This is a genomic window from Novosphingobium sp. AAP83 (assembly GCF_001295795.1).
Lineage (GTDB): Bacteria > Pseudomonadota > Alphaproteobacteria > Sphingomonadales > Sphingomonadaceae > Novosphingobium.
In genome coordinates, this window is record NZ_LJHY01000057.1 from 47,884 (window position 1) to 68,353 (window position 20,470).

Genomic DNA, 20,470 nt, shown 5'->3' on the forward strand with positions numbered 1-20,470 from the left:
CGCGCGCGTCAGTCCTTCGCATTCTTGCCCGAGAACCCGCTCATTCCGCCTTGCTCCATGAACTGCTGGAACAGCTTGAGGCCTATTTCGCCCATCGGTGCCACCTGCTTCACATAGCCCTGAAGCTGCTCGATGCTGGTCACGCCCTGCATCGCCTTGGCAATGTTATCGACGTAGACATCGTTGGCTTTCGAAACGTCTGGCAGGCCAAGGAAGCTACGGGCTTCTTCGGGTGTGCAATCAACTTCCACCGTTACCTTCATCGCGCATCCTTCACGTCAAATTCGTTGATATCAGAGTGTCATGCACGCTTGGCAAAGTCTACGGTCGGGGCCAACATAGCTTCGACCAAAGCGGACAATGCACAGGATGAACGACAATGGGTGAGCAGATCACATTTGCAGCGCTGAACGATGAAGGCGAAATTCCGGGCTATCTTGCCACACCAGAAGGGCCGATCCGCGCGGCGATTATCGTGGTGCCGGAAATCTTTGGTGTGAACCCTGGCATTCGCCACAAGTGCAAGGCCTGGGCCGGTCTTGGCTACTTGGCGCTGGCCCCCGATATCTTCTGGCGATTTGCTCCCGGCGTTCAGCTTGACCCCGATGTGCCCGAACAGATGCAGGAAGCTTTCGGCTATTTCGGGCAATACGATCCCGACAAGGGCATTCAGGATATCGAAGCCGCGATGCGGTTCCTGCGGAACTATGAAGGCATCGACAAAGTCGGCCTCGTCGGGTTCTGCCTTGGCGGTCGCATGGCCTATATGGCGGCCACGCGGACCGGCATCGATGCTGCGGTCGGCTATTATGGCGCGATGATTGACCAGATGCTGGATGAGGCGGAAAGTATCACCAGCCCGCTGTTGCTGCACATCCCTACCGCCGATCACTTTGTCGGGCCGGATGCGCAGGCCGCGATCCACGCCGGGCTTGATCCGCACCCCAAAGTGACGCTGCACGATTACGTCGGGCTCGATCACGGTTTTGCTGCCGAGACGGGCAGCCGCCGCAACGAAGAAGGTGCATCGCTTGCAGACCAGCGGACACGCGATTTCTTTGCGCAATATCTGGGATAACTCGGGCGCGGATTGCGCCGGATCAATGCCGGCGCCCCTGCCCTGCCCCAAATTTCGACCATATCATCATCACACGGGAGACACCGCATGAAACTTGGTTTGGCAGCTTGGCACCGCTACATGCTGGACAGCGATCCCGATGCACTTGACGATCTGATCGCCGATGATGCGGTGTTCCATTCGCCCGTGGTGCACACACCCCAAGCTGGCCGCGCAAAGGTGCTGATGTACCTGACGGCGGCGGGTCAGGTCTTCGGCAATGGCACCTTCCGCTATGTTCGCGAATTGATCGACGGGCCGGAAGCCTGCCTTGAGTTCGAATGCGAGATGGACGGGATCGCGGTCAACGGCATCGATCTGATCCGCTTCGATCTCGAAGGCCGGATCGTGGATTTCAAGGTGATGATCCGCCCTATAAAGGCGATGAACAAGGTCTGGGAACTGATGGCCGCGCGGATGGAGAATACCTGAGGGCCAGCGCGTCACTTTCCCCCCTCCCGTTTACGGGAGGGGTTGGGGTGGGCTCTTCATTCTTTAACCAACAAAAACCCCCCGGTTTGTGGCCGGGGGTTTCAAGCATTAGCTTTCGCCGTGGATCAGCCGTCGTAATCAGCACCAAGCGAAGTGTTGCGCACAGGCGCAGCTGCGGTGATGCGCAGCGCTTCGGCTGATTGCGAGAGCGAGCCGATTTCATCGACTTCATCATCGTCATCAGGCAGCACGCGTTGCAGCGACTGGATCAGGTTTTCCTTGAGAATCGTTGGGCGAACCGTCTCTTCAGCGATTTCGCGCAAGGCTACGACAGGATTTTTGTCGCGATCACGGTCAATCGTCAGCTCTGCACCACCGGAGATCGCGCGAGCGCGCTCAGCCGCCAGCAGGACAAGGTCGAAACGGTTAGGGATTTTGTCGACGCAATCTTCGACGGTAACGCGCGCCATCAGGGCACTCCGATATACTGGTAAAGATGGAAAGACCGGTAGCTAAGCTGCAAGTGTGGAAAAGTCAAGGAAATGCCGACTTCAGCGCTATTCATCATCTCCAAAGGAATTGGCGCGCATATCGTCGGGCGCAAGATCGCTGAACCGGGTGACTTTGGCTTCGAATCGCAGGCGGACTTTGCCGGTAGAGCCGTGACGCTGCTTGGCCACGATCAGTTCGGCAAGGCCATAGACCCGCTCCATTTCGGCCTGCCAAGCAGCATGCGCTTCCTGCGTTTTCGAATCGTCGTTGCCCTGCGGTACTTTGGGTTCTTTGGCCGCGACGTAGTAATCCTCGCGGAACACGAACCAGACCATATCGGCGTCCTGCTCGATCGAGCCTGATTCGCGAAGGTCGGACAGCATCGGGCGCTTGTCTTCGCGCTGCTCCACCGCGCGCGAAAGCTGTGAAAGCGCGATGACGGGAACCGCCAATTCCTTGGCCAAAGTCTTGAGGCCTCGTGAAATTTCCGAGATCTCATTGACGCGGTTATCGCCTGATCGGCCCGAACCTTGCAGCAGCTGGAGGTAATCGACCACGATCAGGCCGATATCGTGGCGACGCTTTAGCCGGCGTGCGCGGGCACGCAGCGCGCCGATGGTCAGCGCCGGGGTATCATCAATGAAAAGCGGCAATTCGGCGAGGCGCTGGCTGGCGAACGAGAGTTGCTGGAAGTCCTCGCGGCTGATCCGGCCCATACGCAGCGCTTCGGAACTGATGCCCGATTGTTCGGCCAGAATACGCGTGGCGAGCTGGTCCGCGCTCATTTCCAAGCTGAAGAAGGCGACCCCTGCCCCAACCGAATCTTTCAGCGTAATACCATCACCCAGATCGCGGCGCAGACGGTCTGCTGCATTGAATGCGATATTGGTGACGAGCGAGGTTTTGCCCATGCCCGGGCGTCCGGCCAGAATGATAAGGTCGGAATCGTGCAGGCCACCGATCTTTTCGTTGACCGAGGTCAGGCCCGTGGTCTTGCCCGAGATGTGGCCGCCCGAGAGCAGCGCCTTTTCAATCATTTCCAGCGAAGTGCGCGTGGCAACGCCAAAGCTTTGCGCCTCACTGCCGGTTTGCGCGCCTTCGGCCACGGCATAGAGCGCAGCTTCGGCCTTTTCGATTTGCTCCAGCGGTGCCACCGAATCGCTGGTATCGAGCGCGCCTTCGACCAGATTGCGGCCAACCGTGATCAATTCGCGCAGCAGCGCCAGATCATAGACCTGTTCGGCCAGCTCGCGCGGGTTGAGCAAGCCCTGCCCGTCTGACGTCAGCCGCGCAAGATAGGCAGTGCCGCCCAGTTCTTTCAGGCCTTCGTCCGTTTCGAAATAGGGTTTGAGCGTAACCGGGGTAACCACGGCTTTACGGTCAATAAGAGCTTGAATACGCTCATAAACCCGCCCGTGCACGGCGGCAAAGAAGTGCTCGGGCTTTAGCGGGGTTGGCAGTTCTTCAAGAATGCGATTGTCGATTAGCACCGCGCCCAGAAAGGCAGCCTCTGCTTCGACGTTGGAAGGAAGGGTGCGAATCTCGGATGGTTCGCGGGACAGGATGGCTTCACTGGCTGACATGGGCGCCATAGTGCCTCACTGCGCGCTTGGCGGCAACGGTGGGGGCCTGTGGATAGCGGGGAGGGAATTCGTTAAGCACTTGCCCGTGGGCCGTGCGTCTGTAAGACAGACATCCTCATGGCCGACCCGCGCATCTCGCATATTGAGCTGGACGAAGCGACGATCATCTGGCGCAATGCCGATATCGAGCAAGAACGTCGTGTAGCGATTTTCGATCTGATCGAAGAAAACGCATTTAAACCCCTGCGTTCGTTCAGCGCCGGCCACAAAGGCCCCTATCGGCTGCGATTGGCGGTTGACGACGGGCGGCTGATTTTGGCGGTGGCCAACGATGCCGGAGATGCACTGGAGACGGTGATCCTCGGGCTTGGCCGCTTTCGCCGCCCGATCCGCGAATATTTCGCGATCTGCGATAGTTACTATCAAGCCATTCGCAAAGCGACCGCGATGGAAATCGAAACGATCGACATGGCCCGGCGCGGCATCCATAACGAAGCGGCCGATATGCTGCTGGAGCGGATGGAGGGAAAGATCGAGACCGATTTTCCCACCGCGCGGCGGCTTTTCACCCTGATCTGCGTGCTGCATATCAGGGCCTGACCCGAGACTGAAGGCGCGTAAATTTCACCATGGCCAGAAAACGGAACCCGGCGCGCAGACGCCTGATGGCGGCATTGCTGTTGGTCGCGCTGGTCGCTGCGGGCTTTGCGTGGTGGACAGCGCGCACCTGGCGGCCTGATCGTGCCGATTTTCAGGTTCAGGGTGCTTGGCTCAGCGATGATGACGGCGTGGTGGATTGGCGCTTGTTGCGCGGCGCAGGGGCCGATTTTGTTTATCTGACCGCCAGTGAAGGCACGGGCACGCGCGATACGGCGTTCGGCAAGGCGGTTGAGGCGGCGCGCGGGCGCGGGATGCAAGTGGGCGCGGTCCATGTCTATGACTTGTGCGCCCCGGCAGAGGCGCAGGCCGCAAACTTCGTCACCGTGGTGCCGCGCGATAAGGATATGCTGCCGCCTGCCATCGCGCTTGACATCGATTCGCGCACTTGCCCTGCCGTTCCCGGCGAAGCGCAAATGCAAAGCGAGCTGACGACCTTCCTTAATCAGGTGGAAAAGCATGTTGAGACCAAGGTGATTCTGATGGTTTCCAGTGGGCTGGAGCAGCAATTTCATCTTGCCGCGATGATTGACCGCCACATCTGGGTCTCGCAGGACTTCATTGAACCGGGCTATGCCGGACGGCCTTGGGTGATGTGGACCGCAACACACCGGTTACGGCTGAACGCCACGTCCGGGCCGATCCGTTGGGTGGTGGTGCAAAAATGAGCGATATTCTGGCTGATAACCGTGACGCGTTGATCGCGGCGGCGCGTGCAGCGATGGGCACGGCCTATGCGCCCTACTCCGGCTTTCATGTGGGCGCGGCGCTGCTGTTTGATGATGGCGCGATTATCACCGGCGCGAATGTAGAGAATGCAAGTTACGGCCTATCGCTTTGCGCCGAGACGGTGGCCTGTGCGATTGCCGCCCATGCCGGACGGCGCGGCGGTCTGCTGGCGGTGGCGGTGTTGGGCGGCATGCAGGGGCAAGTTGAAGCGGCGGTCAGCCCATGCGGGCGCTGCCGCCAGGTCTTGAACGAATTGGCGGCGCTGGGCGGCACCGATCCGCTGGTGCTATGCGTGGGTGAACACGAAGTGGTGGAAATGCGCCTGTCGGTGCTATTGCCCAACGCTTTCGGTCCAGCCAATCTTATCTGAACCGATTAGGGGAATCTGACGTGGCCATTCTGTCCGACAAATGGATTCGCAACAAAGCGCTGACCGAGGCGATGATCGAGCCTTTCGTCGAGAACCAGCGCCGCGATGGCTGTATCAGCTATGGACTATCGTCCTATGGCTATGATGCGCGTGTGGCCGATGAATTCAAGATCTTCACCAATGTCGATTCGGCGATTGTTGATCCCAAGAACTTCGATGGCGCCAGCCTTGTTGACCGCAAGACCGATTGCTGCGTGATCCCACCCAACTCCTTTGCGCTGGCCCGCACGGTCGAGTATTTCCGGATCCCGCGCGATGTGCTGGTGATCTGCCTTGGCAAAAGCACTTATGCGCGCTGCGGCATCATTGTGAACGTCACCCCGCTGGAACCCGGCTGGGAAGGGCACGTGACGCTCGAATTCTCGAACACCACGCCCCTGCCCGCCAAGATCTATGCCAACGAAGGCGCGTGCCAGTTCCTGTTCCTGCAAGGCAACGAGCCGTGCGAGGTCAGCTATGCCGACCGCGCAGGCAAATACATGGGGCAGCGCGGGGTGACTCTGCCCAAGCTTTGATCTGGCGTCAGTCGGCCATTTCCTCGTCGGTTTCGGCAGGCTCGGTCACGGTCGCTGCTGTCGCCGCCATCGCGTTCATCGTGACATAATCGAGCTTGCCGGTGCCGAGCACGGGCAGGGCTTCGACAATACGGATATCGCGCGGGATCATCAGTTCGGCAACGCCGTTGGCCTTGGCCCAGACTTGTAGCGTCTTGTGTCCGGCATCCGGTGCGGTGGTGAACATCACCAGTTGTTCGCCCTTTTTGGGATCGGGCCGCGTGACGACGGCATGTTCGAAGCCCGGCCAGACTTTGGCGGCATAGCCTTCCACCGCTGGCAGCGAGACCATTTCACCCCCGATCTTGGCAAAGCGTTTGGCGCGGCCACGGATCGTGATGAAGCCCGCATCATTGATGGTGACGATATCGCCGGTATCGTGCCAGCCTTCGTGTGGTGGTTGCAGCTTGCCCGGATCACTGGCGAGGAAATAGCCTGCCATCACATTCGGCCCACGAATATACAGACGTCCGCCTTCGGTGATACCGGGCACATCCTCAAGCCGGGTTTCGATCGCCGGAAGCGCGCGGCCGACCGATCCGGCCATGAAGTGCATCGGCGTATTGACCGCGATGACCGGTGCGGCCTCGGTCGCGCCATAGCCTTCGAAAATGCGCAAGCCGAACTTTTCGGCATATGTCCGGCGGGTTTCGTCGCGCACCTTTTCGGCGCCCGCGAAGATATAGCGCAGCGAGTAGAAGTCGTAGCCGTGCGCCATGCGGGCATAGCCCGACAAGAACGTATCGGTGCCAAACATGATTGTGGCATTGGCATCATAGGCAAGCGCGGGCACGATCCGGTAATGCAGCGGGCTGGGGTAGAGCACCACGCGGATGCCGTTGAGCAAGGGCAGCAGTGTCCCGCCGGTAAGCCCGAACGAGTGGAACACCGGCAGGGCGTTGAGCACGATATCGCTCGAGTTGAAATCGATCCGCGCCGCCAATTGGGCAAGATTTGAAAGCAGATTGCGGTGGGTCAGGACAACGCCTTTGGGCACGCCTTCCGATCCGCTGGTGAACAGGATCACCGCGGGTGCATCGGGCGAGATGCCAAGCCGCTGGTGGCGGCGTTCGGCGCGGCCTGCAAAAACCAGCGCGCGCAGCTTTTCAAACGCGCCGATCTGCGCGCCGATATCCTCAAGATAAACAACGCGCTGGCCATCGGCTTCGAGCGCGGCGATCACATCGCCGAGCTTGGCCTGCTCAACGAATGCACGGGCTGTTACAACAGTGTGAATCGCCGCTGTGGCGCAGGCAGAGCGCATATTGGCAATACCTACAGTGAAGTTGAGCATTGCCGGAACGCGGCCGTGGGCCTGTAGAGCGAAGAATGCAGCGACCACGCCGTTGACGTTGGGCAGCAACAGACCGACCGCGTCGCCAACTTGCGTACCTTGGGCAAGGCGCTTGCCCAGAACGGTGGTGCCCGCGAGCAAACGGTCATAGCTGAGCGGTTCGCGCTTCACATCTTCCACCACCAGCGCTTTGCCGCCGTGGATTTCGCGCGCTTCGCACAGCGCTTCAAACAGCGTGCGCCCGGTGTCGGACGTGGCGAAGATCATCGCGCTCATCTCGTCGTACAAGCGGCGACCGGCCACGGCGCGGCGCTGGCGGGCGCTCATCTCGCCTTCGATCGCAAAGCGGCGCGGGGGCAGGACGGTGAGCGAAACTTTGGGGAACCAGCGCATGCGCACTTTGCCCTGCATCCGGCTGAACGGCGTGTATTGCAGGCCATCTAGGCGGACCGGGATGATCGGTGCATCGGCCTTGTCGGCCACCATGCCGGGGCCGTCGAACACTTTCATCAAAGCGCCGGTGCGAGTGATGCGGCCTTCGGGGAAGATCACCAGGGTGCGGCCTTCTTTCACCGCTTTGACCATCGCCTTGGCAGCCATCGGGTTGGTCGGATCAACCGGGAAGGCGCGGAACAGTTTGAGGAACGGGCGGATCAATAGCGAGCGGGCGATGTGCGTGTTGATCGCAAACGTGGGCTTGCCGGGAAGAAACGCACCGAGCAGCAGGCCATCAAGGAAGCTGACGTGATTGACCACGACAACGGCGCGCTCACCCGGCTTGGGCATGTTTTCAATGCCGTGGACATCAACCCGGAACAGCAGCTTGAGCGTCCAGCGGATGCAGCTTTTGAACAGGGTTTCAGGCAGGAGCCACACGCTGGCGAGCGCGACGATGAGCGTGGCAAAGCCCAGCGCGCCGATCAGACCGGGCACATCGATCCCGGCGGCAAGAAGAGCGGTAACGCCGAGCACCGCCAGCACGGTAAGGCCTGCGTTTATCACATTATTGGCCGCGATGATCTGTGAGCGTTTTTCGGGCGGGCTGGCGATCTGGAGGATGGCGTAAAGCGGCACGATAAACATGCCGCCCGAAACCGCGATTACGCCAAGATCGAACAGGATGTGCCAGGCGCCCGGGGTTGCAAGGAATTGCGCGGTCGAAGCGCCCGCAGTGTGTACCGCAAAGCCGCTTGTAGCGATCCACAGGTCGATCAGGCCACCGGCGAGGACCAGCGCTGAAATCGGCACATAGCGGGCGGAAACCTCGCCCTTGAGCAAGCGGTTGACGAGGAGCGAGCCAATCGCAATCGCCACCGAAAACACGATGAGGAACAGCGTTGCGACTTCCTGCTTGGCCGCAAGCGTCCCGCTGACCAAAGGCGCGAATTCGCTGACGAGCACAGCGCCTGCGGCAAAGAACCAGCTTATGCCAAGGATCGAAAGCCATACGCCACGCCCTTCACGCGCGGTACCAAGGATTTCGAGCGTGCCGCGCCACAGGTTCCAATCAATCCGGTGGTCTCCCCGGATCGCGGGGGCGGGGGGGATGGCAAAGCTGATGGCGAAACCGGCCAGTGCCACTCCCATCGCGGCGATGCCTGCCTCCCACGGCGGGATCAGCCCGGCGAGCAATTGTCCGCCCAGAATGGCAAGGAAGGTGCCGCCTTCGATCAGGCCGGTGCCGCCCATCACTTCATCATCGCGCAAATGCTGCGGCAGGATCGAATACTTGACCGGGCCAAACAGCGAGGAATGCAAGCCCATCAGGAATAGGCTGGCGAGCAGCAGCGGGATCGACGTGGTCCAGAAACCGACCAGCGCCACCGCCATGATCGCGATTTCGGCCCCTTTGATCCAGCGAATCAGCCGCGCCTTGTCGAGCGTATCGGCGATTTGCCCCGCCAGCGCCGAAAACAGGAAATAGGGCAGGATGAACAGGCCGGTGGCAATGGCGGCCAGCAACTTTGCCTGTTCTGGCGCGCTTGCATAAATGCCGAAGTTGGCGAGGAAAAGCATCGCGAACTTGAGCAGGTTATCGTTGAAAGCGCCCAGGAACTGGACCGTAAAGATCGGACCGAAGCGGCGCTGGACAAGCAAGCCGAGATCAGGCGCAGACATGAATACCCTTTCGCAATACGGGTGCGGGACTACCGGAATTAAGTTTGGGGCAGGTTAACTTGGGCTGTTGCGCAGCTGGCGGCTGTAGAGCCAGCCGATGCCGATCAGGCTGAAGCCCAACGCCACGAAGCTGGCAATGCGCAGCAGGCCTTCGAGGCCCGCAGCATCGAGCACGAAGACTTTGGCGACGGCGGCCAGCATCAGCACCAGCGATACGATCCGCCAGTTGTGCAAGCGTTGGCGGATGCCCCAGAGCAGGAAGCCGATGGCCAGTGTAATGCCGAGCAGCGAGCGCGCGATGTCTTCGGCATCGCTGACGCCGGGGGTGACGAGCAGGCTGCCATGGAAGGCCTGGCGCAAGCTGGCCCAAACGAACGCTGCGACCATGGCCATCAGCACGGGTTGTTTCAATTTGGCCGCGATGGTGGCGGGAAGGCCGGGCAAACGCTCTGCCAGCAGGATGCACAGCGGGAGCAGCGCGAACAGCGGGGCGAGCCAGTTGAGCAGGGGCCAAGCGCCGACACCTTGGGCATCCCACAACGGATTGTGCAGGATCAGGCTATACCATGCGGTGTGAAGCGCGGCGGCGGTGGTGAGGGCAATGGCAGCGGTGGTCGCATTGCGCTTTTGCGCAATGGCCGCGCTGCCAAGCAATGCCGCAGCCCAGACGAGGCGTTGGGCAATGCCGGTGGTGACGAAATCCGCGCCGACCAGCGCGGCAAAGCCGTGGCGGTAGAAGCTGTGCAGGGCGATGCCGCCAAGCACTGCGCCGGTTGTGGCGAGGGTGATAGGGACTGCGCGCGATGCCTTGTCGCGCAACAGCCACCATCCGCCCGCGATCATCAGGGCAGGGGCGGCGAGGCGGCGCAGCAGGGCGAGGGGGGCAAGGTCTGGTTGGTCGAGCGTCATCGGCAGCCCGCCCAGCGAACGCGTACCCAGATCAAGCCAGTGCATGACCGGCAGGAGCGCCCAGCCTGCGATCAGCATCAGCAATAGGGCACCGGGCACCAGCAGCGCGCGCACGTTGGCTTGGCGTTGGTGCAAGGCGAGCGCGAGAAGGCCGAGCGGGGCGGCGAGGGGGAGGGCGATTGGCGGAAGGACTTGGGCCAATGCTCCATAGGCGAGCAGGGTTGCGGCAGCTTCCGAGGCGCGGCCGACTTTGCCGGTTCTTGCAAAGGCGGCGAGGAAAGCCGCACCAAGCGTCATGCCTGCCCAGCGCAGCAGGGATTGTGCGCTGAACGGGTTTGCCGAATCGCCGAACAGGGCGGCGATTTCCATCGAGCGGTCCGGCATGGTCGTTGCCAGAAGCATTAGCACCGACAGTCCGCCGAAGCTTGCTGCAATCGGTTCGATGCGATGATCGCCGGTGCGCGGGGCAAAGGCCAGCAGAGCGCAGGCCAGTGCCATGACGCCGAGCGGGGCTTGCCAGTTGGGCAGGGTGCACCAGATCGCCGAGGTTATCAGGAGGGCCCCGGTTGCGATCAGCGTCGCGAAGCGTTTGTCCTGGCGGCGGTCTGCACAATTCCAGCCCAGCGCCGCGCTGGCGAAGACGAGCGCTGCGCCGCCGAGCGATGCCAGTGTGGTTGCGGTATCGCTCGGGTAATTGACATGACGCAGGGCGAGGATCGGGGCGGCCAGTGCGATGCCCGACAGTTCGATGGCGCGCTGGAGCGTCGCCGGTGCTTTCCACAACCGCGCGAGGAGCGGTCCTGCATGGATGGAGGCTAGCACGATTGCGACGGTGAGGAGCGTAGCCATCGTTGGCGCGGGCCAGACCATCAGCAGGATGAACGACAGCGCGGCGCTGGTGGTGGGGATGATCGAGAGGTCGTGCTCCTTTTCGCGCCACGCCAGGAACTGGCCCGCGCTGGCGAGCAGGGCGAAGAGGCCCCAGTGGAGCGGCTGGAACCCGCCTAGTGCGACGAGCAGGCCCAATTGCGCCGCGCCGATGATGGCGGAGAGGGCGCGTGTGATGCGCCGGGTGTTGTCGGTGAACACGAGCAGCGGGATCAGCAGTGCGAGCAGCGCGACGAAGCCGAAGATCGAGAGCGCGCCGATCAGGCCGAAGGCTTTGCCCGCGATGATCAGCCACAAGCTCCAGCCTGCACCGCCGACCAGCGCGATCGTGGCAAGCCACGGCCAGCGCTGCACGCGGGCGACACCGGCGAGGCCCGCGATGGTGAAGCCGAGATAGGCCGCCAGCAGCGGGACGTTGGCATCAAGGCCGACGGTGAGCGCAGGCGCGGCAAGGCCACCGGCAAGGCCGAGCAGCGCCGAGGGCAGGCCATGGCGCAGTGACAGCCACAGCGCGCCGCCCGTGACGAGTGCGAGGCCGAGGAAGGCGGTCATCGGGCCGATCAGGCCGTAGAGGCTGTGCGCGACGAGCAGGGCGGCATAGAGTGTGGAAATGCCCGCGCCCGATAGCGCCTGGGCGACGCGCGGATCGGCGACTTGTTCTTGCTTGCGCCAAGCCCATTCCGCGCCGCCGATCAAGCCGAGGCCGAACAGGACACCGCAGATGGCCTGCACGCCGGGGGTGAAGATGCGCCCGAAAAAGCCTGTGTCGATGGCATATTTGACGATCAGCACGCCTGCGATGGCCAGCGTGATCCCGCCCGCCCAGATCGGGAGCTTGCGACCGAAGAGGTCTTCGAAATTGAACGCGGGGCCGGTTTTGGCGCGGGCGGGTTCTGGCGTTTGTTGATGAAACACATGCGCAGGAGCTTGTTGCACCGGTTCCGGCGCGGCTTTGGCCACGACAGGCACGCTGGCGCGGCTTTCGCGCTGGGGGATGGTTTTTTCGACAGGTGGAGGCGGTGCCGCTGGCGCTGGCTGAGCGACGGGCGTTTCACGTGGAACAGGCTGTGCTTCGGCCGCGATCCGGCGGCGCAGTTCGTTTTCGACCAGCAGCAACCGGTGTTCGGTGCGCGACAGCCGCGAACGGGTGTTGAGCAGCAATCCGCCCCCGACGAACACCAGCAATGTGACGATCAATTCCATGACCCGATTCCCCTATTCGAATCGGGGGTGTATCGCACAATTGAGCGGCGTTCAATTGTTTTATTAGACGGTGTTCAGTTTAGCAGGTAGAGCAAGCCGAACCAGTTGGAACAAGGGCGCAAGCAATGGGACGGCGGTCAGATCATAGCCGCACAGAATTGAGCGAGATTATCGTGGAAGCAGGCTATCGCCACATGGAGGAGGTGGGCTTTGCGCACTTTTCGGCGCGCGAGGTGGCCAAGCGCATCGGCTATTCGATTGGCACGATTTACAATGTGTTTGGCAGTTATGACGCGCTGATTCTGGCGATTAACGGGCGCACGCTGGCATTGTGGCGCGATCATCTTGAGCGGCGGCTGGCTCAATCGCAAGGTGACAGGTTGGCCAAGGCGATTGAAGCCTATTTCGAATTTGCGGGCAGACACCGCCACGCATGGGCCGCCATCTATGATTTCCGCCTGCCCGAAGATACCAGCCCGCCCGAAGCCTATCAGGCGCAAGTGCGCGCGATTTTTGACATCGTGGTGGCTGAGGTGCGCGCGGCTCTTCCCGAACAGCGCAAAGCTGACGCCGAAGCTTTGACGCGTTCCTTATTGGCGACCGTTCATGGCCATTGCGTGTTTGCGATGAACGGAACATTCGCGATTTTGGGCGAAACCGACCCTGCGCGCGCGGTTCTGGAGCGTGTTCGTGAAGCGGTTAGCGCGGTTACGGCGCCGTCCTGAGCGCAGCGACGCAGGCTGCGCGATCCACATCGCGGCCATCGCCGCGCCTTGCATCGACATATGTGGCGGTCGCCTGTGCAGAGCCGGGTTGCGGATAGAGATAGACGTCCAGGATGCAGGCGGTGCCGGTCCATTGCAGCTTGCGTGCATCGTCTTCGATCACATCAAGCCGGGGCGTGCCGAACTGGCGACCCAATTGCAGCGCATCGGCACCGATCACGCTTTCAAGGCCGGGGATTGTCTGGATTTGCGCCGATGGTCGCACGATGGGGCCGGGGCGGGGCAGGGTTGTGCGCACTGGCGGCGGGGTCGAGCGGACCGGAGCGCGGCCAACTGATCCACTCCCGCTGCCACCGCAGGACGCCAGCAGGAGCGCGGCAAGAGCAACGGCACAATATTTGAAGCGCATAATCACGGAAGCTGGAATGGCGTGCGCGCGACTTATGGTCAACGCCTAACCCAACCATCCGGCGTATCATGTGCGCGGTTGGGCGTGTGTGGGCAACGCTTGCCGCCATCCGGCGAAGTCGCTAGGCAAAATGCCAATCTGCACTCATGCAATGCATAGAATGGGGCCAACGCCAAATGTCCGAACCGCTTTACGACGTCATCGCCATCGGCAACGCCATCGTCGATGTTATGGCACCTTGTGATGATGCCGATATCGAACAGCTTGGGCTGGCCAAAGGCGGAATGACGCTGGTAGATACGGATCGTGCCCGCGAATTGTATGATGCGATGGGGCCTGCGCGCGAGATTTCGGGCGGATCAGCCGCCAATACTTTGGCAGGCTTGGCCGCGCTTGGTGCGAAATGCGCGTTTATCGGACAGGTTGCCAATGACCAGCTGGGCGAAGTTTTCGCGCATGACATTCGCGCAGGCGGCATCGCCTTTGATACAGCCGCGCGCGAAAGCGATCCGCCGACCGCCCGCTGCCTGATTTTCGTGACGCCCGATGGCCAGCGTACGATGAACACTTTTCTGGGTGCATCGCAATTCCTGCCCGCAGCCGCGCTGGAGGATGCGACGATTGCGGCGGCGAGTATCCTTTATCTGGAAGGCTATCTGTGGGACCCCGAAGAGCCGCGCAAGGCGATGCGCCGCGCGATTGCCGCAGCACGCAATGCGGGCCGCAAAGTCGCGTTCACGCTGTCAGACGCTTTTGTGATCTCACGCCATGGCGATGATTTCCGCGCGCTGATCGAAGCGGGCGAGATCGACATCCTGTTTGCCAACGAACACGAACTGGCCGCGCTGACAGGCCTCGACGACTTTGACGCAGGGCTCGCGCAGCTTGCCGCTAAAGTGCCGACGGTGGTCGTCACCCGCAGCGAAAACGGCGCCCATGCCGTGAGCGGCGGCGAAAGCGCCCATGTTCCGGCTGAACCCGTCGCCAAGGTGATCGACACGACAGGCGCGGGCGACCTGTTTGCCGCAGGGTTCCTGTTTGGCCATGTGCGCGGGCGTTCGCTGGCCGATTGCCTGACGCTGGGCGCGATTTGCGCGGCAGAGATCATCTCGCACTATGGCGCGCGGCCAGAAGCCGACTTGCAGGAACTGGTGGCAGCGCGTTTGGGCTGAGGTTTTGTGCTGATGCCGGGGCGGTAAGGCCGCCCCGTCGCGCTGACTTTGTTTCAGGGATCAGCTCTGCGTTCAGACCTTTTTCCGTGCGGTGTCTCGACTTTGACTTGACAGGCCGCACTTGCTTTAAGCCTGCCGGATGTAATCGCGCATCGCGGCGGCTTCGGCTTCGATCTTGTCGATGCGGTGTTTGACCAGATCGCCGATCGAGACGAAGGCGACCATCGTGCCGTTATCGACAACGGGCAAGTGGCGGAAGCGGCGCTGGGTCATCAGGGCGAGTGCTTCGAGCACGGTGGTGCCGGGCGAGATGGTGATGACCGGTGCGGTCATCATGTCGCGCACCTTCATGTGCAAGGCGGCTTCACCATGCTTGTGCAGGCAGCGCATCATGTCACGTTCGGAAAAGATGCCCGCAACACCGGTTTCGCCATCGCGCACGGGCAGCGCGCCGATTTTGTGGGTGGCGAGCATGGTGATGGCATCGGATACGTTGTCGTCAGCGTTGCAGCTCCACACTTCGCCGCGTCCGGCTATAACCTGGGCAATTGTCATGGCATCCTCCATAGGGTTGATGGCCGCGCATGCGCCTATGGGCGTCTTGCGTTCCACAGTGCTCCCTGTTGGATCATGACACTGATTCGGCCCTTGCGAAAGCATTTGCCTTCACCATTTTCCCCATTCCACTCGGGGCGCGCAAAGGACCACAACGATGGCAGGCCATTCTCCACTGGACGATCCGATCAACGCCAGCTTTGCGTGGGCGCGGTATCGCCTGATTATGAAGTGGATGAGCGCGTTCGCAGCCGTGGTGGTGCTTGCGGTTTCGGGGCTGGTTTATTCATGGGTCGGCTTTGCCTCAATCCACCTTTATGTCGCCACCGCTTTGGGCATTGGGCTGACGATTATGCTGATGGCGGCCTTGATGGGTCTGGTGTTTCTGTCGAGCGGCACCGGCCACGATGAATCGATTGAAGACCGGCTTGAAGACGAGCGTAATCGCTAAGATCGGACCTATTCGGTTCAGGCGTTGAGGTTTTGCCGCAGAACCCCTATCTTGGGCTTATGTCTGAACCCGTCATCTCGCTCGCCCCCAGCGCCGCCGCACGCGTTGCCGCTATTGCCGTGAAGCAGGACAAGCCTGCGATCTTGCGGCTGTCGGTTGAAGGGGGCGGCTGTTCGGGCTTTCAATACAAGTTTGGTTTGGCCGATGCGCCTGAAGGCGATGATACCATCGCCGAAACCGATGGCGTAAAGCTGCTGGTCGATTCGGTCAGTCTTGGCCTGCTGGAAGGCTCTGTGGTGGAATATGTCGAATCGCTGGGCGGCGCGGCGTTCCGGGTGAGCAACCCGCAAGCGGCCTCTGGCTGTGGATGCGGTTCTTCCTTCGCCATATGATCAAAGTTGCATCGTTTAACATCAACGGGATCAAGGCCCGTTTGCCACGCTTGCTCGAATGGCTGGAGGAAACGCGGCCATCAGTGGCGTGTTTGCAAGAGATCAAGACGCAGGACGAGGGCTTTCCCGCCGCCGAGTTTGAAAAGATTGGCTATCACGCGATCTGGCACGGGCAAAAGGGCTTTAACGGCGTGGCGATCCTGGCCGATGGTGAAAAGCCGGTAGAGGTGCAGCGCGGACTGGCCGGAGAGCCCGAGGACGAGCATTCGCGTTATCTTGAGGCCGATGCGTTCGGGGTGCGCGTGGCGTGCATTTATTTGCCCAACGGGAATCCGCAGCCCGGACCAAAGTTTGATTACAAGCTGCGCTGGATGGACCGGTTGCGCACCCGCATGGCGCAGATTGCGGCTGAAGAAGTGCCCGCTTTGGTGATTGGCGATTATAACGTGATCCCGGAAGACAAGGACACCTATTCGGTCAAGGCGATGGCCGATGATGCGCTGATGCAGCCTGAATCGCGCGATGCCTATTCCCGCTTGCTCAACGATGGTTGGACCGATGCGATCAACCTGTTCAATCCGCAGGGCGGGGTTTGGACATTCTGGGACTATCAGGCGGGCGCATGGCAGCGCGACCACGGCTTCCGTATCGATCACGCGCTGCTTTCGCCCGAACTGGCCGACCGGCTGATCGCAGCGGGCGTGGATAAGGACTATCGCGGGCGGGAAAAAGCCAGCGATCATGCTCCGGTCTGGGTGCAATTGCGGCCATAGAATCATCCTGTCGTGCACAGGCAACGCTTTGCGGCAAGAGTCTCGGCAACAAAGTGTACCTATGCATGGCGTCACTGCACATTAAGGTGGCATGCGGGATGCATGGGTTTGACCTTAACGATCCGCAGATTGAAAGCACGACGATGGGCCTGTTCAAGCCTGATTTATTCCGTTCCCTCGCCTTCGGTTTTCTGATGGGCGTAGCTGTGATGGGCTTGACCGCCGGGGCCACTGCGTTTGCGTCTTCGGATTCTGCCGAACAGGATTCCAAGTAACATGCCACGGCGGGCCTTTGCCGCATTGATCGCGGTCGGAGTCGTGATGGCGGCATGCCAGCAGCCCGCGCTTGCCGAAGGGGTGATGGCAACGCCTGCCGCTACGGTTCAAGCCAATGAGGCACCGGGCAAGAAAGTCGCCGTGTTTGCTGGCGGCTGTTTCTGGGGCATCGAGGGTGTGTTTAGCCATCTGAAGGGCGTGACCAGCGTCGTTTCAGGCTATCACGGCGGAACGAAGAAAGACGCGTTTTACGATACGGTGGGCACGGGCCGCACGGGCCATGCCGAAGCGGTGCGCGTTACCTATGACCCCGCCAAAATCCGCTATGACCAATTGCTGCGGGTGTTCTTTGCAGTGGGCGCCAATCCGACCGAGCTCAATTATCAAGGCCCTGATCACGGGACGCAATATCGCAATGCGCTGGTGCCGATGGACAAGGAACAGGCGCGCGTCGCCGCCAGTTATCTCGCGCAGTTACGGCGGTTAGACTTGTGGAAAAAGCCGGTGGTGACGGCGGTTGAGCCTTACAAGGCGTTCTACCCTGCCGAGACTTATCATCAGGATTTCATGATTAACAACCCCATGCATGGCTATATCCGCCGCTGGGACGCGCCCAAGGTGGCCGCGCTGAAGCGGATGTTCCCGGATCTGTATAAGTCGGTGTTTACGCGCAACTGATTTGCGCTTCAGGCAAGCGCACTCTATCTACGCTTCATGTCCGGGCATCATCACCATCACGATTTCGCTGGCGAAAAGCTGGTTGACGCCGCGCGAGATGCGCTTGTCGATGCGGGCGAGCAGTGGACAGATATGCGCGCCGATGTTTTTGCCGCGCTGGCCGCGCGCGAAAAACCGGCGTCTGCCTATGATATTGCCGAAAGTGTGGGGCTGGACCGGGGTAAGCGCGTTGCGGCCAATTCGGTGTACCGCATCCTCGACCTGTTCGTGCGCACCAATCTGGCGCGGCGGATCGAAAGCGCGAATGCCTATGTTGCCAACAGCCACCCGGGATGCCGCCACGATTGCATCTTCCTGATCTGCGATACCTGCGGCGCGGTGACGCATATCGATGACGATAGCCTGACCGGAGCATTGCGCACGGCGGCGCAAGGATCAGGCTTTGCCGAAGTACGCCCGGTGGTGGAACTGCGCGGCTTGTGCAGCCGCTGTGGCGACGGCGATGCGGGTTAAGGTTCAAGGCCCTTTTCAACGATCACAGTTTGCTTATACGGGAAGTTCGACACGATGATTGCAACGGTGTAGAGACGAAAAATGAGTCCAGTACTGGCGACACCGTTGCTCGACACGGTAGATAATCCCGCAGACCTCCGCATGCTTGCGCCGACCCAGCTTCGAAAGCTGGCGGATGAACTGCGCGCCGAAATGATCTCGGCAGTAGGCACCACAGGCGGTCACCTCGGATCGGGCCTTGGCGTGGTGGAATTGACCGTGGCCTTGCATTACGTGTTCAACACGCCTGAAGACCGGTTGATCTGGGATGTTGGCCATCAGGCCTATCCGCACAAGATCATCACCGGACGGCGCGACCGCATCCGTACCTTGCGTCAGCCAGGCGGGCTTTCGGGCTTTACCAAGCGCAGCGAAAGCGAATACGACCCGTTCGGCACCGCGCATTCGTCTACATCGATTTCGGCAGCGCTGGGCTTTGCTATTGCCAACAAGATGAAAGGCCGTCCGGGCCGGGGCATTGCCGTGATCGGTGACGGTGCGATGAGCGCGGGCATGGCCTATGAAGCAATGAACAATGCGCAAGCTGCGGGCAACCGCCTTGTCGTGATCCTAAACGACAACGACATGTCGATTGCGCCGCCGGTGGGCGGGCTTTCGGCCTATCTTGCGCGGCTGGTATCATCGCGGCCGTTCCTGAGCATGCGTGAAATCATCCGGCGGCTGTCGCGCAAATTGCCGCGGCCCCTGCACGAAGCTGCGCGCAAGACCGATGAATTTGCGCGTGGCATGGCAATGGGCGGCACGCTGTTTGAAGAGCTGGGCTTCTATTATGTTGGCCCGATCGATGGCCACAATCTCGACCAGCTTATTCCGATACTGGAAAACGTGCGCGATGCGGCCGAAGGCCCGTGCCTGATCCATGTGGTGACGCAAAAGGGCAAGGGTTATGCCCCCGCAGAAGCGGCGGCTGACAAGTATCACGGTGTCCAAAAGTTCGATGTGGGTACAGGCGAGCAGGTGAAGGCCAAGGCCAGCGCCCCTGCCTATCAGAACGTGTTTGGCGAAACGCTGGCCAAGCTGGCTGATAATGATCCACGCATCTGCGCGATCACGGCGGCGATGCCCAGCGGCACCGGCGTCGATAAATTTGCCACGGCCCACCCTGATCGCACGTTTGACGTTGGTATTGCCGAACAGCACGCGGTGACGTTTGCCGCAGGGCTTGCTGCCGAAGGCATGCGCCCGTTCTGCGCGATCTATTCGACGTTCCTGCAACGCGCGTTCGATCAGGTCGTGCATGATGTTGCGATCCAGAACCTGCCGGTCCGCTTTGCGATTGACCGTGCGGGACTGGTCGGGGCCGATGGCGCGACCCATGCCGGATCGTTTGATATTACCTATCTGGCAACGCTGCCCAATCTGGTGGTGATGGCCGCCGCTGATGAAGCCGAACTGGCGCACATGACGTATACCGCAGCCTGCCACGATAGCGGGCCAATTGCGTTCCGCTATCCACGTGGCAACGGCACCGGCGTTGCGATGCCCGAGGTGCTGGAGCGGCTGGAAATCGGCAAGGGCCGGATTGTCCGCCACGGTTCAAAGGTGGCGCTGCTCTCGCTTGGCACGCGTTTGGCCGAAGCGATGAAGGCGGCTGACCAGTTGGAGGCCAAGGGCCTGTCGACCACCGTGGCCGATCTGCGCTTTGCCAAACCGCTGGATGAAGCACTGATCCGCCAGTTGATGGCCACGCACGAAGTAATCATCACGGTCGAGGAAGGTTCCATCGGCGGGCTTGGCGCGCATGTGCTGACTTTGGCGAGCGACGAGGGGCTGACTGATGCCGGCCTGAAAATCCGCACGATGCGTTTGCCTGATGCGTTCCAGGATCAGGACGCGCCTGATAAGCAGTATGACCAAGCCGGTCTGAATGCGCCCCATATCGTGGAAACGGTGCTGAAGGCTTTGCGCCACAACAGCGCCGGGATTGACGCAGCGCTAGCTTAGAGAGCCTGATCCAGAAGTTCCCGGGTCGGCCTGGCGGTGCGTTTCCGCGCTGATTTCGTCGCGATTTTTGCCACGCTTGACCCGCATCGCGGCGTCAATCGCTTCTCATCAGCACA

At 61.1% G+C, this 20,470-nt stretch carries 22 protein-coding genes; 15 read left to right on the forward strand and 7 right to left on the reverse strand.

The genetic code is table 11. The annotated features are described in order from the left end of the window. Positions 1-8 precede the first annotated feature (8 nt). Positions 9-263 carry a DUF6489 family protein gene (locus tag IP81_RS17280; protein WP_054109245.1) on the reverse strand — a complete coding sequence of 85 codons (255 nt, stop codon included), beginning with the start codon at positions 261-263 and terminating at the stop codon, positions 9-11. A 116-nt stretch (positions 264-379) separates the two neighbouring features. On the opposite strand from IP81_RS17280, the gene IP81_RS17285 reads away from it, so the two are divergent. Both IP81_RS17285 and IP81_RS17290 read left to right on the forward strand, forming a co-directional pair. After that, positions 380-1,078, forward strand: a complete 699-nt coding sequence (locus IP81_RS17285) for a dienelactone hydrolase family protein (RefSeq protein ID WP_054109246.1) — start codon at positions 380-382, stop codon at positions 1,076-1,078. A gap of 87 nt (positions 1,079-1,165) precedes the next feature. Beyond that, positions 1,166-1,549, forward strand: coding sequence for a nuclear transport factor 2 family protein (locus IP81_RS17290; protein WP_054109247.1), 384 nt, complete (start codon positions 1,166-1,168; stop codon positions 1,547-1,549). A gap of 125 nt (positions 1,550-1,674) precedes the next feature. Here the strand turns inward: IP81_RS17290 and rpoZ are convergent, their stop codons facing one another. Together rpoZ and IP81_RS17300 are read right to left on the reverse strand one after the other, a co-directional pair. Beyond that, entirely contained in the window at positions 1,675-2,019 is a 345-nt protein-coding gene (gene rpoZ, locus IP81_RS17295; protein WP_054109248.1) for a DNA-directed RNA polymerase subunit omega, read from the reverse strand. Between the two features lie 87 nt (positions 2,020-2,106). Further along, complete coding sequence (locus tag IP81_RS17300) at positions 2,107-3,624, reverse strand: replicative DNA helicase (RefSeq protein ID WP_054109277.1); 1,518 nt, start codon at positions 3,622-3,624, stop codon at positions 2,107-2,109. A gap of 117 nt (positions 3,625-3,741) precedes the next feature. On the opposite strand from IP81_RS17300, the gene IP81_RS17305 reads away from it, so the two are divergent. From IP81_RS17305 to dcd, 4 genes are read left to right on the forward strand one after another with little or no spacing between them, the layout of a single operon-like run. Next, positions 3,742-4,224, forward strand: coding sequence for a UPF0262 family protein (locus IP81_RS17305; RefSeq protein ID WP_054109249.1), 483 nt, complete (start codon positions 3,742-3,744; stop codon positions 4,222-4,224). Positions 4,225-4,253: 29 nt separating this feature from the next. Next, on the forward strand, positions 4,254-4,949 hold the full coding sequence (locus IP81_RS17310) for a glycoside hydrolase family 25 protein (RefSeq protein ID WP_054109250.1): 696 nt from the start codon (positions 4,254-4,256) through the stop codon (positions 4,947-4,949). Then, on the forward strand, positions 4,946-5,380 hold the full coding sequence (locus IP81_RS17315; RefSeq protein WP_054109251.1) for a cytidine deaminase: 435 nt from the start codon (positions 4,946-4,948) through the stop codon (positions 5,378-5,380). Before IP81_RS17310 ends, IP81_RS17315 begins: the two co-directional genes overlap by 4 nt. 20 nt (positions 5,381-5,400) lie before the next feature. Then, complete coding sequence (gene dcd, locus IP81_RS17320; RefSeq protein WP_054109252.1) at positions 5,401-5,955, forward strand: dCTP deaminase; 555 nt, start codon at positions 5,401-5,403, stop codon at positions 5,953-5,955. Positions 5,956-5,962: 7 nt separating this feature from the next. On the opposite strand, the gene IP81_RS17325 is transcribed toward dcd, so the two are convergent. Both IP81_RS17325 and IP81_RS17330 read right to left on the reverse strand, forming a co-directional pair. Further along, positions 5,963-9,406 (reverse strand): acyl-[ACP]--phospholipid O-acyltransferase, encoded by a 3,444-nt coding sequence (locus tag IP81_RS17325; RefSeq protein WP_231627102.1) that lies wholly within the window; start codon positions 9,404-9,406, stop codon positions 5,963-5,965. A 54-nt stretch (positions 9,407-9,460) separates the two neighbouring features. Beyond that, complete coding sequence (locus tag IP81_RS17330) at positions 9,461-12,406, reverse strand: DUF2339 domain-containing protein (protein WP_054109253.1); 2,946 nt, start codon at positions 12,404-12,406, stop codon at positions 9,461-9,463. A gap of 125 nt (positions 12,407-12,531) precedes the next feature. Here IP81_RS17330 and IP81_RS17335 point away from each other — a divergent pair, with 125 nt between their 5' ends. After that, positions 12,532-13,131: a TetR/AcrR family transcriptional regulator gene (locus tag IP81_RS17335; RefSeq protein WP_054109254.1), complete on the forward strand. Its 600-nt coding sequence runs from the start codon at positions 12,532-12,534 to the stop codon at positions 13,129-13,131. Here the strand turns inward: IP81_RS17335 and IP81_RS17340 are convergent. After that, a complete protein-coding gene (locus IP81_RS17340; RefSeq protein ID WP_054109255.1) occupies positions 13,115-13,540 on the reverse strand; it encodes a hypothetical protein in 426 nt (141 codons plus the stop codon). The genes IP81_RS17335 and IP81_RS17340 overlap by 17 nt on opposite strands. Positions 13,541-13,716: 176 nt before the next feature. On the opposite strand from IP81_RS17340, the gene IP81_RS17345 reads away from it, so the two are divergent. Continuing rightward, on the forward strand, positions 13,717-14,712 hold the full coding sequence (locus IP81_RS17345; protein WP_054109256.1) for an adenosine kinase: 996 nt from the start codon (positions 13,717-13,719) through the stop codon (positions 14,710-14,712). 126 nt (positions 14,713-14,838) lie between these two features. Here the strand turns inward: IP81_RS17345 and IP81_RS17350 are convergent, their stop codons facing one another. Beyond that, entirely contained in the window at positions 14,839-15,267 is a 429-nt protein-coding gene (locus IP81_RS17350; protein WP_054109279.1) for a CBS domain-containing protein, read from the reverse strand. Positions 15,268-15,424: 157 nt separating this feature from the next. Here IP81_RS17350 and IP81_RS17355 point away from each other — a divergent pair, with 157 nt between their 5' ends. The 7 genes from IP81_RS17355 to dxs all read left to right on the forward strand — a co-directional run bounded on the left by IP81_RS17355 (position 15,425) and on the right by dxs (position 20,354). After that, positions 15,425-15,718, forward strand: coding sequence for a hypothetical protein (locus tag IP81_RS17355; RefSeq protein ID WP_054109257.1), 294 nt, complete (start codon positions 15,425-15,427; stop codon positions 15,716-15,718). Positions 15,719-15,777: 59 nt separating this feature from the next. Further along, positions 15,778-16,110, forward strand: a complete 333-nt coding sequence (locus IP81_RS17360) for an iron-sulfur cluster assembly accessory protein (protein WP_054109258.1) — start codon at positions 15,778-15,780, stop codon at positions 16,108-16,110. Continuing rightward, complete coding sequence (xth, locus tag IP81_RS17365) at positions 16,107-16,883, forward strand: exodeoxyribonuclease III (protein ID WP_369800784.1); 777 nt, start codon at positions 16,107-16,109, stop codon at positions 16,881-16,883. Before IP81_RS17360 ends, xth begins: the two co-directional genes overlap by 4 nt. Before the next feature lie 98 nt (positions 16,884-16,981). Next, positions 16,982-17,158, forward strand: a complete 177-nt coding sequence (locus IP81_RS17370) for a hypothetical protein (RefSeq protein WP_157573328.1) — start codon at positions 16,982-16,984, stop codon at positions 17,156-17,158. Between the two features lies 1 nt (position 17,159). Then, positions 17,160-17,837: a peptide-methionine (S)-S-oxide reductase MsrA gene (msrA, locus tag IP81_RS17375; protein WP_054109260.1), complete on the forward strand. Its 678-nt coding sequence runs from the start codon at positions 17,160-17,162 to the stop codon at positions 17,835-17,837. A 36-nt stretch (positions 17,838-17,873) separates the two neighbouring features. Continuing rightward, positions 17,874-18,350, forward strand: coding sequence for a Fur family transcriptional regulator (locus IP81_RS17380; RefSeq protein WP_054109261.1), 477 nt, complete (start codon positions 17,874-17,876; stop codon positions 18,348-18,350). An 81-nt stretch (positions 18,351-18,431) separates the two neighbouring features. After that, entirely contained in the window at positions 18,432-20,354 is a 1,923-nt protein-coding gene (gene dxs / locus IP81_RS17385; protein WP_054109262.1) for a 1-deoxy-D-xylulose-5-phosphate synthase, read from the forward strand. Positions 20,355-20,470: the final 116 nt, after the last annotated feature.

Excerpts from the sequence above, each read along its gene's own strand:
- IP81_RS17355 (WP_054109257.1), top strand. The coding sequence starts at position 15,425 with ATGGCAGGCCATTCTCCACTGGACGATCCGATCAACGCCAGCTTTGCG.
- IP81_RS17305 (WP_054109249.1), top strand. The coding sequence starts at position 3,742 with ATGGCCGACCCGCGCATCTCGCATATTGAGCTGGACGAAGCGACGATC.
- IP81_RS17350 (WP_054109279.1), bottom strand. The coding sequence starts at position 15,267 with ATGACAATTGCCCAGGTTATAGCCGGACGCGGCGAAGTGTGGAGCTGC.
- IP81_RS17360 (WP_054109258.1), top strand. The coding sequence starts at position 15,778 with ATGTCTGAACCCGTCATCTCGCTCGCCCCCAGCGCCGCCGCACGCGTT.
- rpoZ (WP_054109248.1), bottom strand. The coding sequence starts at position 2,019 with ATGGCGCGCGTTACCGTCGAAGATTGCGTCGACAAAATCCCTAACCGT.
- xth (WP_369800784.1), top strand. The coding sequence starts at position 16,107 with ATGATCAAAGTTGCATCGTTTAACATCAACGGGATCAAGGCCCGTTTG.
- IP81_RS17335 (WP_054109254.1), top strand. The coding sequence starts at position 12,532 with ATGGGACGGCGGTCAGATCATAGCCGCACAGAATTGAGCGAGATTATC.
- IP81_RS17345 (WP_054109256.1), top strand. The coding sequence starts at position 13,717 with ATGTCCGAACCGCTTTACGACGTCATCGCCATCGGCAACGCCATCGTC.
- IP81_RS17340 (WP_054109255.1), bottom strand. The coding sequence starts at position 13,540 with ATGCGCTTCAAATATTGTGCCGTTGCTCTTGCCGCGCTCCTGCTGGCG.
- IP81_RS17290 (WP_054109247.1), top strand. The coding sequence starts at position 1,166 with ATGAAACTTGGTTTGGCAGCTTGGCACCGCTACATGCTGGACAGCGAT.
- dxs (WP_054109262.1), top strand. The coding sequence starts at position 18,432 with ATGAGTCCAGTACTGGCGACACCGTTGCTCGACACGGTAGATAATCCC.
- IP81_RS17370 (WP_157573328.1), top strand. The coding sequence starts at position 16,982 with ATGCATGGGTTTGACCTTAACGATCCGCAGATTGAAAGCACGACGATG.
- IP81_RS17325 (WP_231627102.1), bottom strand. The coding sequence starts at position 9,406 with ATGTCTGCGCCTGATCTCGGCTTGCTTGTCCAGCGCCGCTTCGGTCCG.
- IP81_RS17330 (WP_054109253.1), bottom strand. The coding sequence starts at position 12,406 with ATGGAATTGATCGTCACATTGCTGGTGTTCGTCGGGGGCGGATTGCTG.
- msrA (WP_054109260.1), top strand. The coding sequence starts at position 17,160 with ATGCCACGGCGGGCCTTTGCCGCATTGATCGCGGTCGGAGTCGTGATG.
- IP81_RS17310 (WP_054109250.1), top strand. The coding sequence starts at position 4,254 with ATGGCCAGAAAACGGAACCCGGCGCGCAGACGCCTGATGGCGGCATTG.
- IP81_RS17285 (WP_054109246.1), top strand. The coding sequence starts at position 380 with ATGGGTGAGCAGATCACATTTGCAGCGCTGAACGATGAAGGCGAAATT.
- IP81_RS17300 (WP_054109277.1), bottom strand. The coding sequence starts at position 3,624 with ATGTCAGCCAGTGAAGCCATCCTGTCCCGCGAACCATCCGAGATTCGC.
- IP81_RS17280 (WP_054109245.1), bottom strand. The coding sequence starts at position 263 with ATGAAGGTAACGGTGGAAGTTGATTGCACACCCGAAGAAGCCCGTAGC.
- IP81_RS17315 (WP_054109251.1), top strand. The coding sequence starts at position 4,946 with ATGAGCGATATTCTGGCTGATAACCGTGACGCGTTGATCGCGGCGGCG.
- IP81_RS17380 (WP_054109261.1), top strand. The coding sequence starts at position 17,874 with ATGTCCGGGCATCATCACCATCACGATTTCGCTGGCGAAAAGCTGGTT.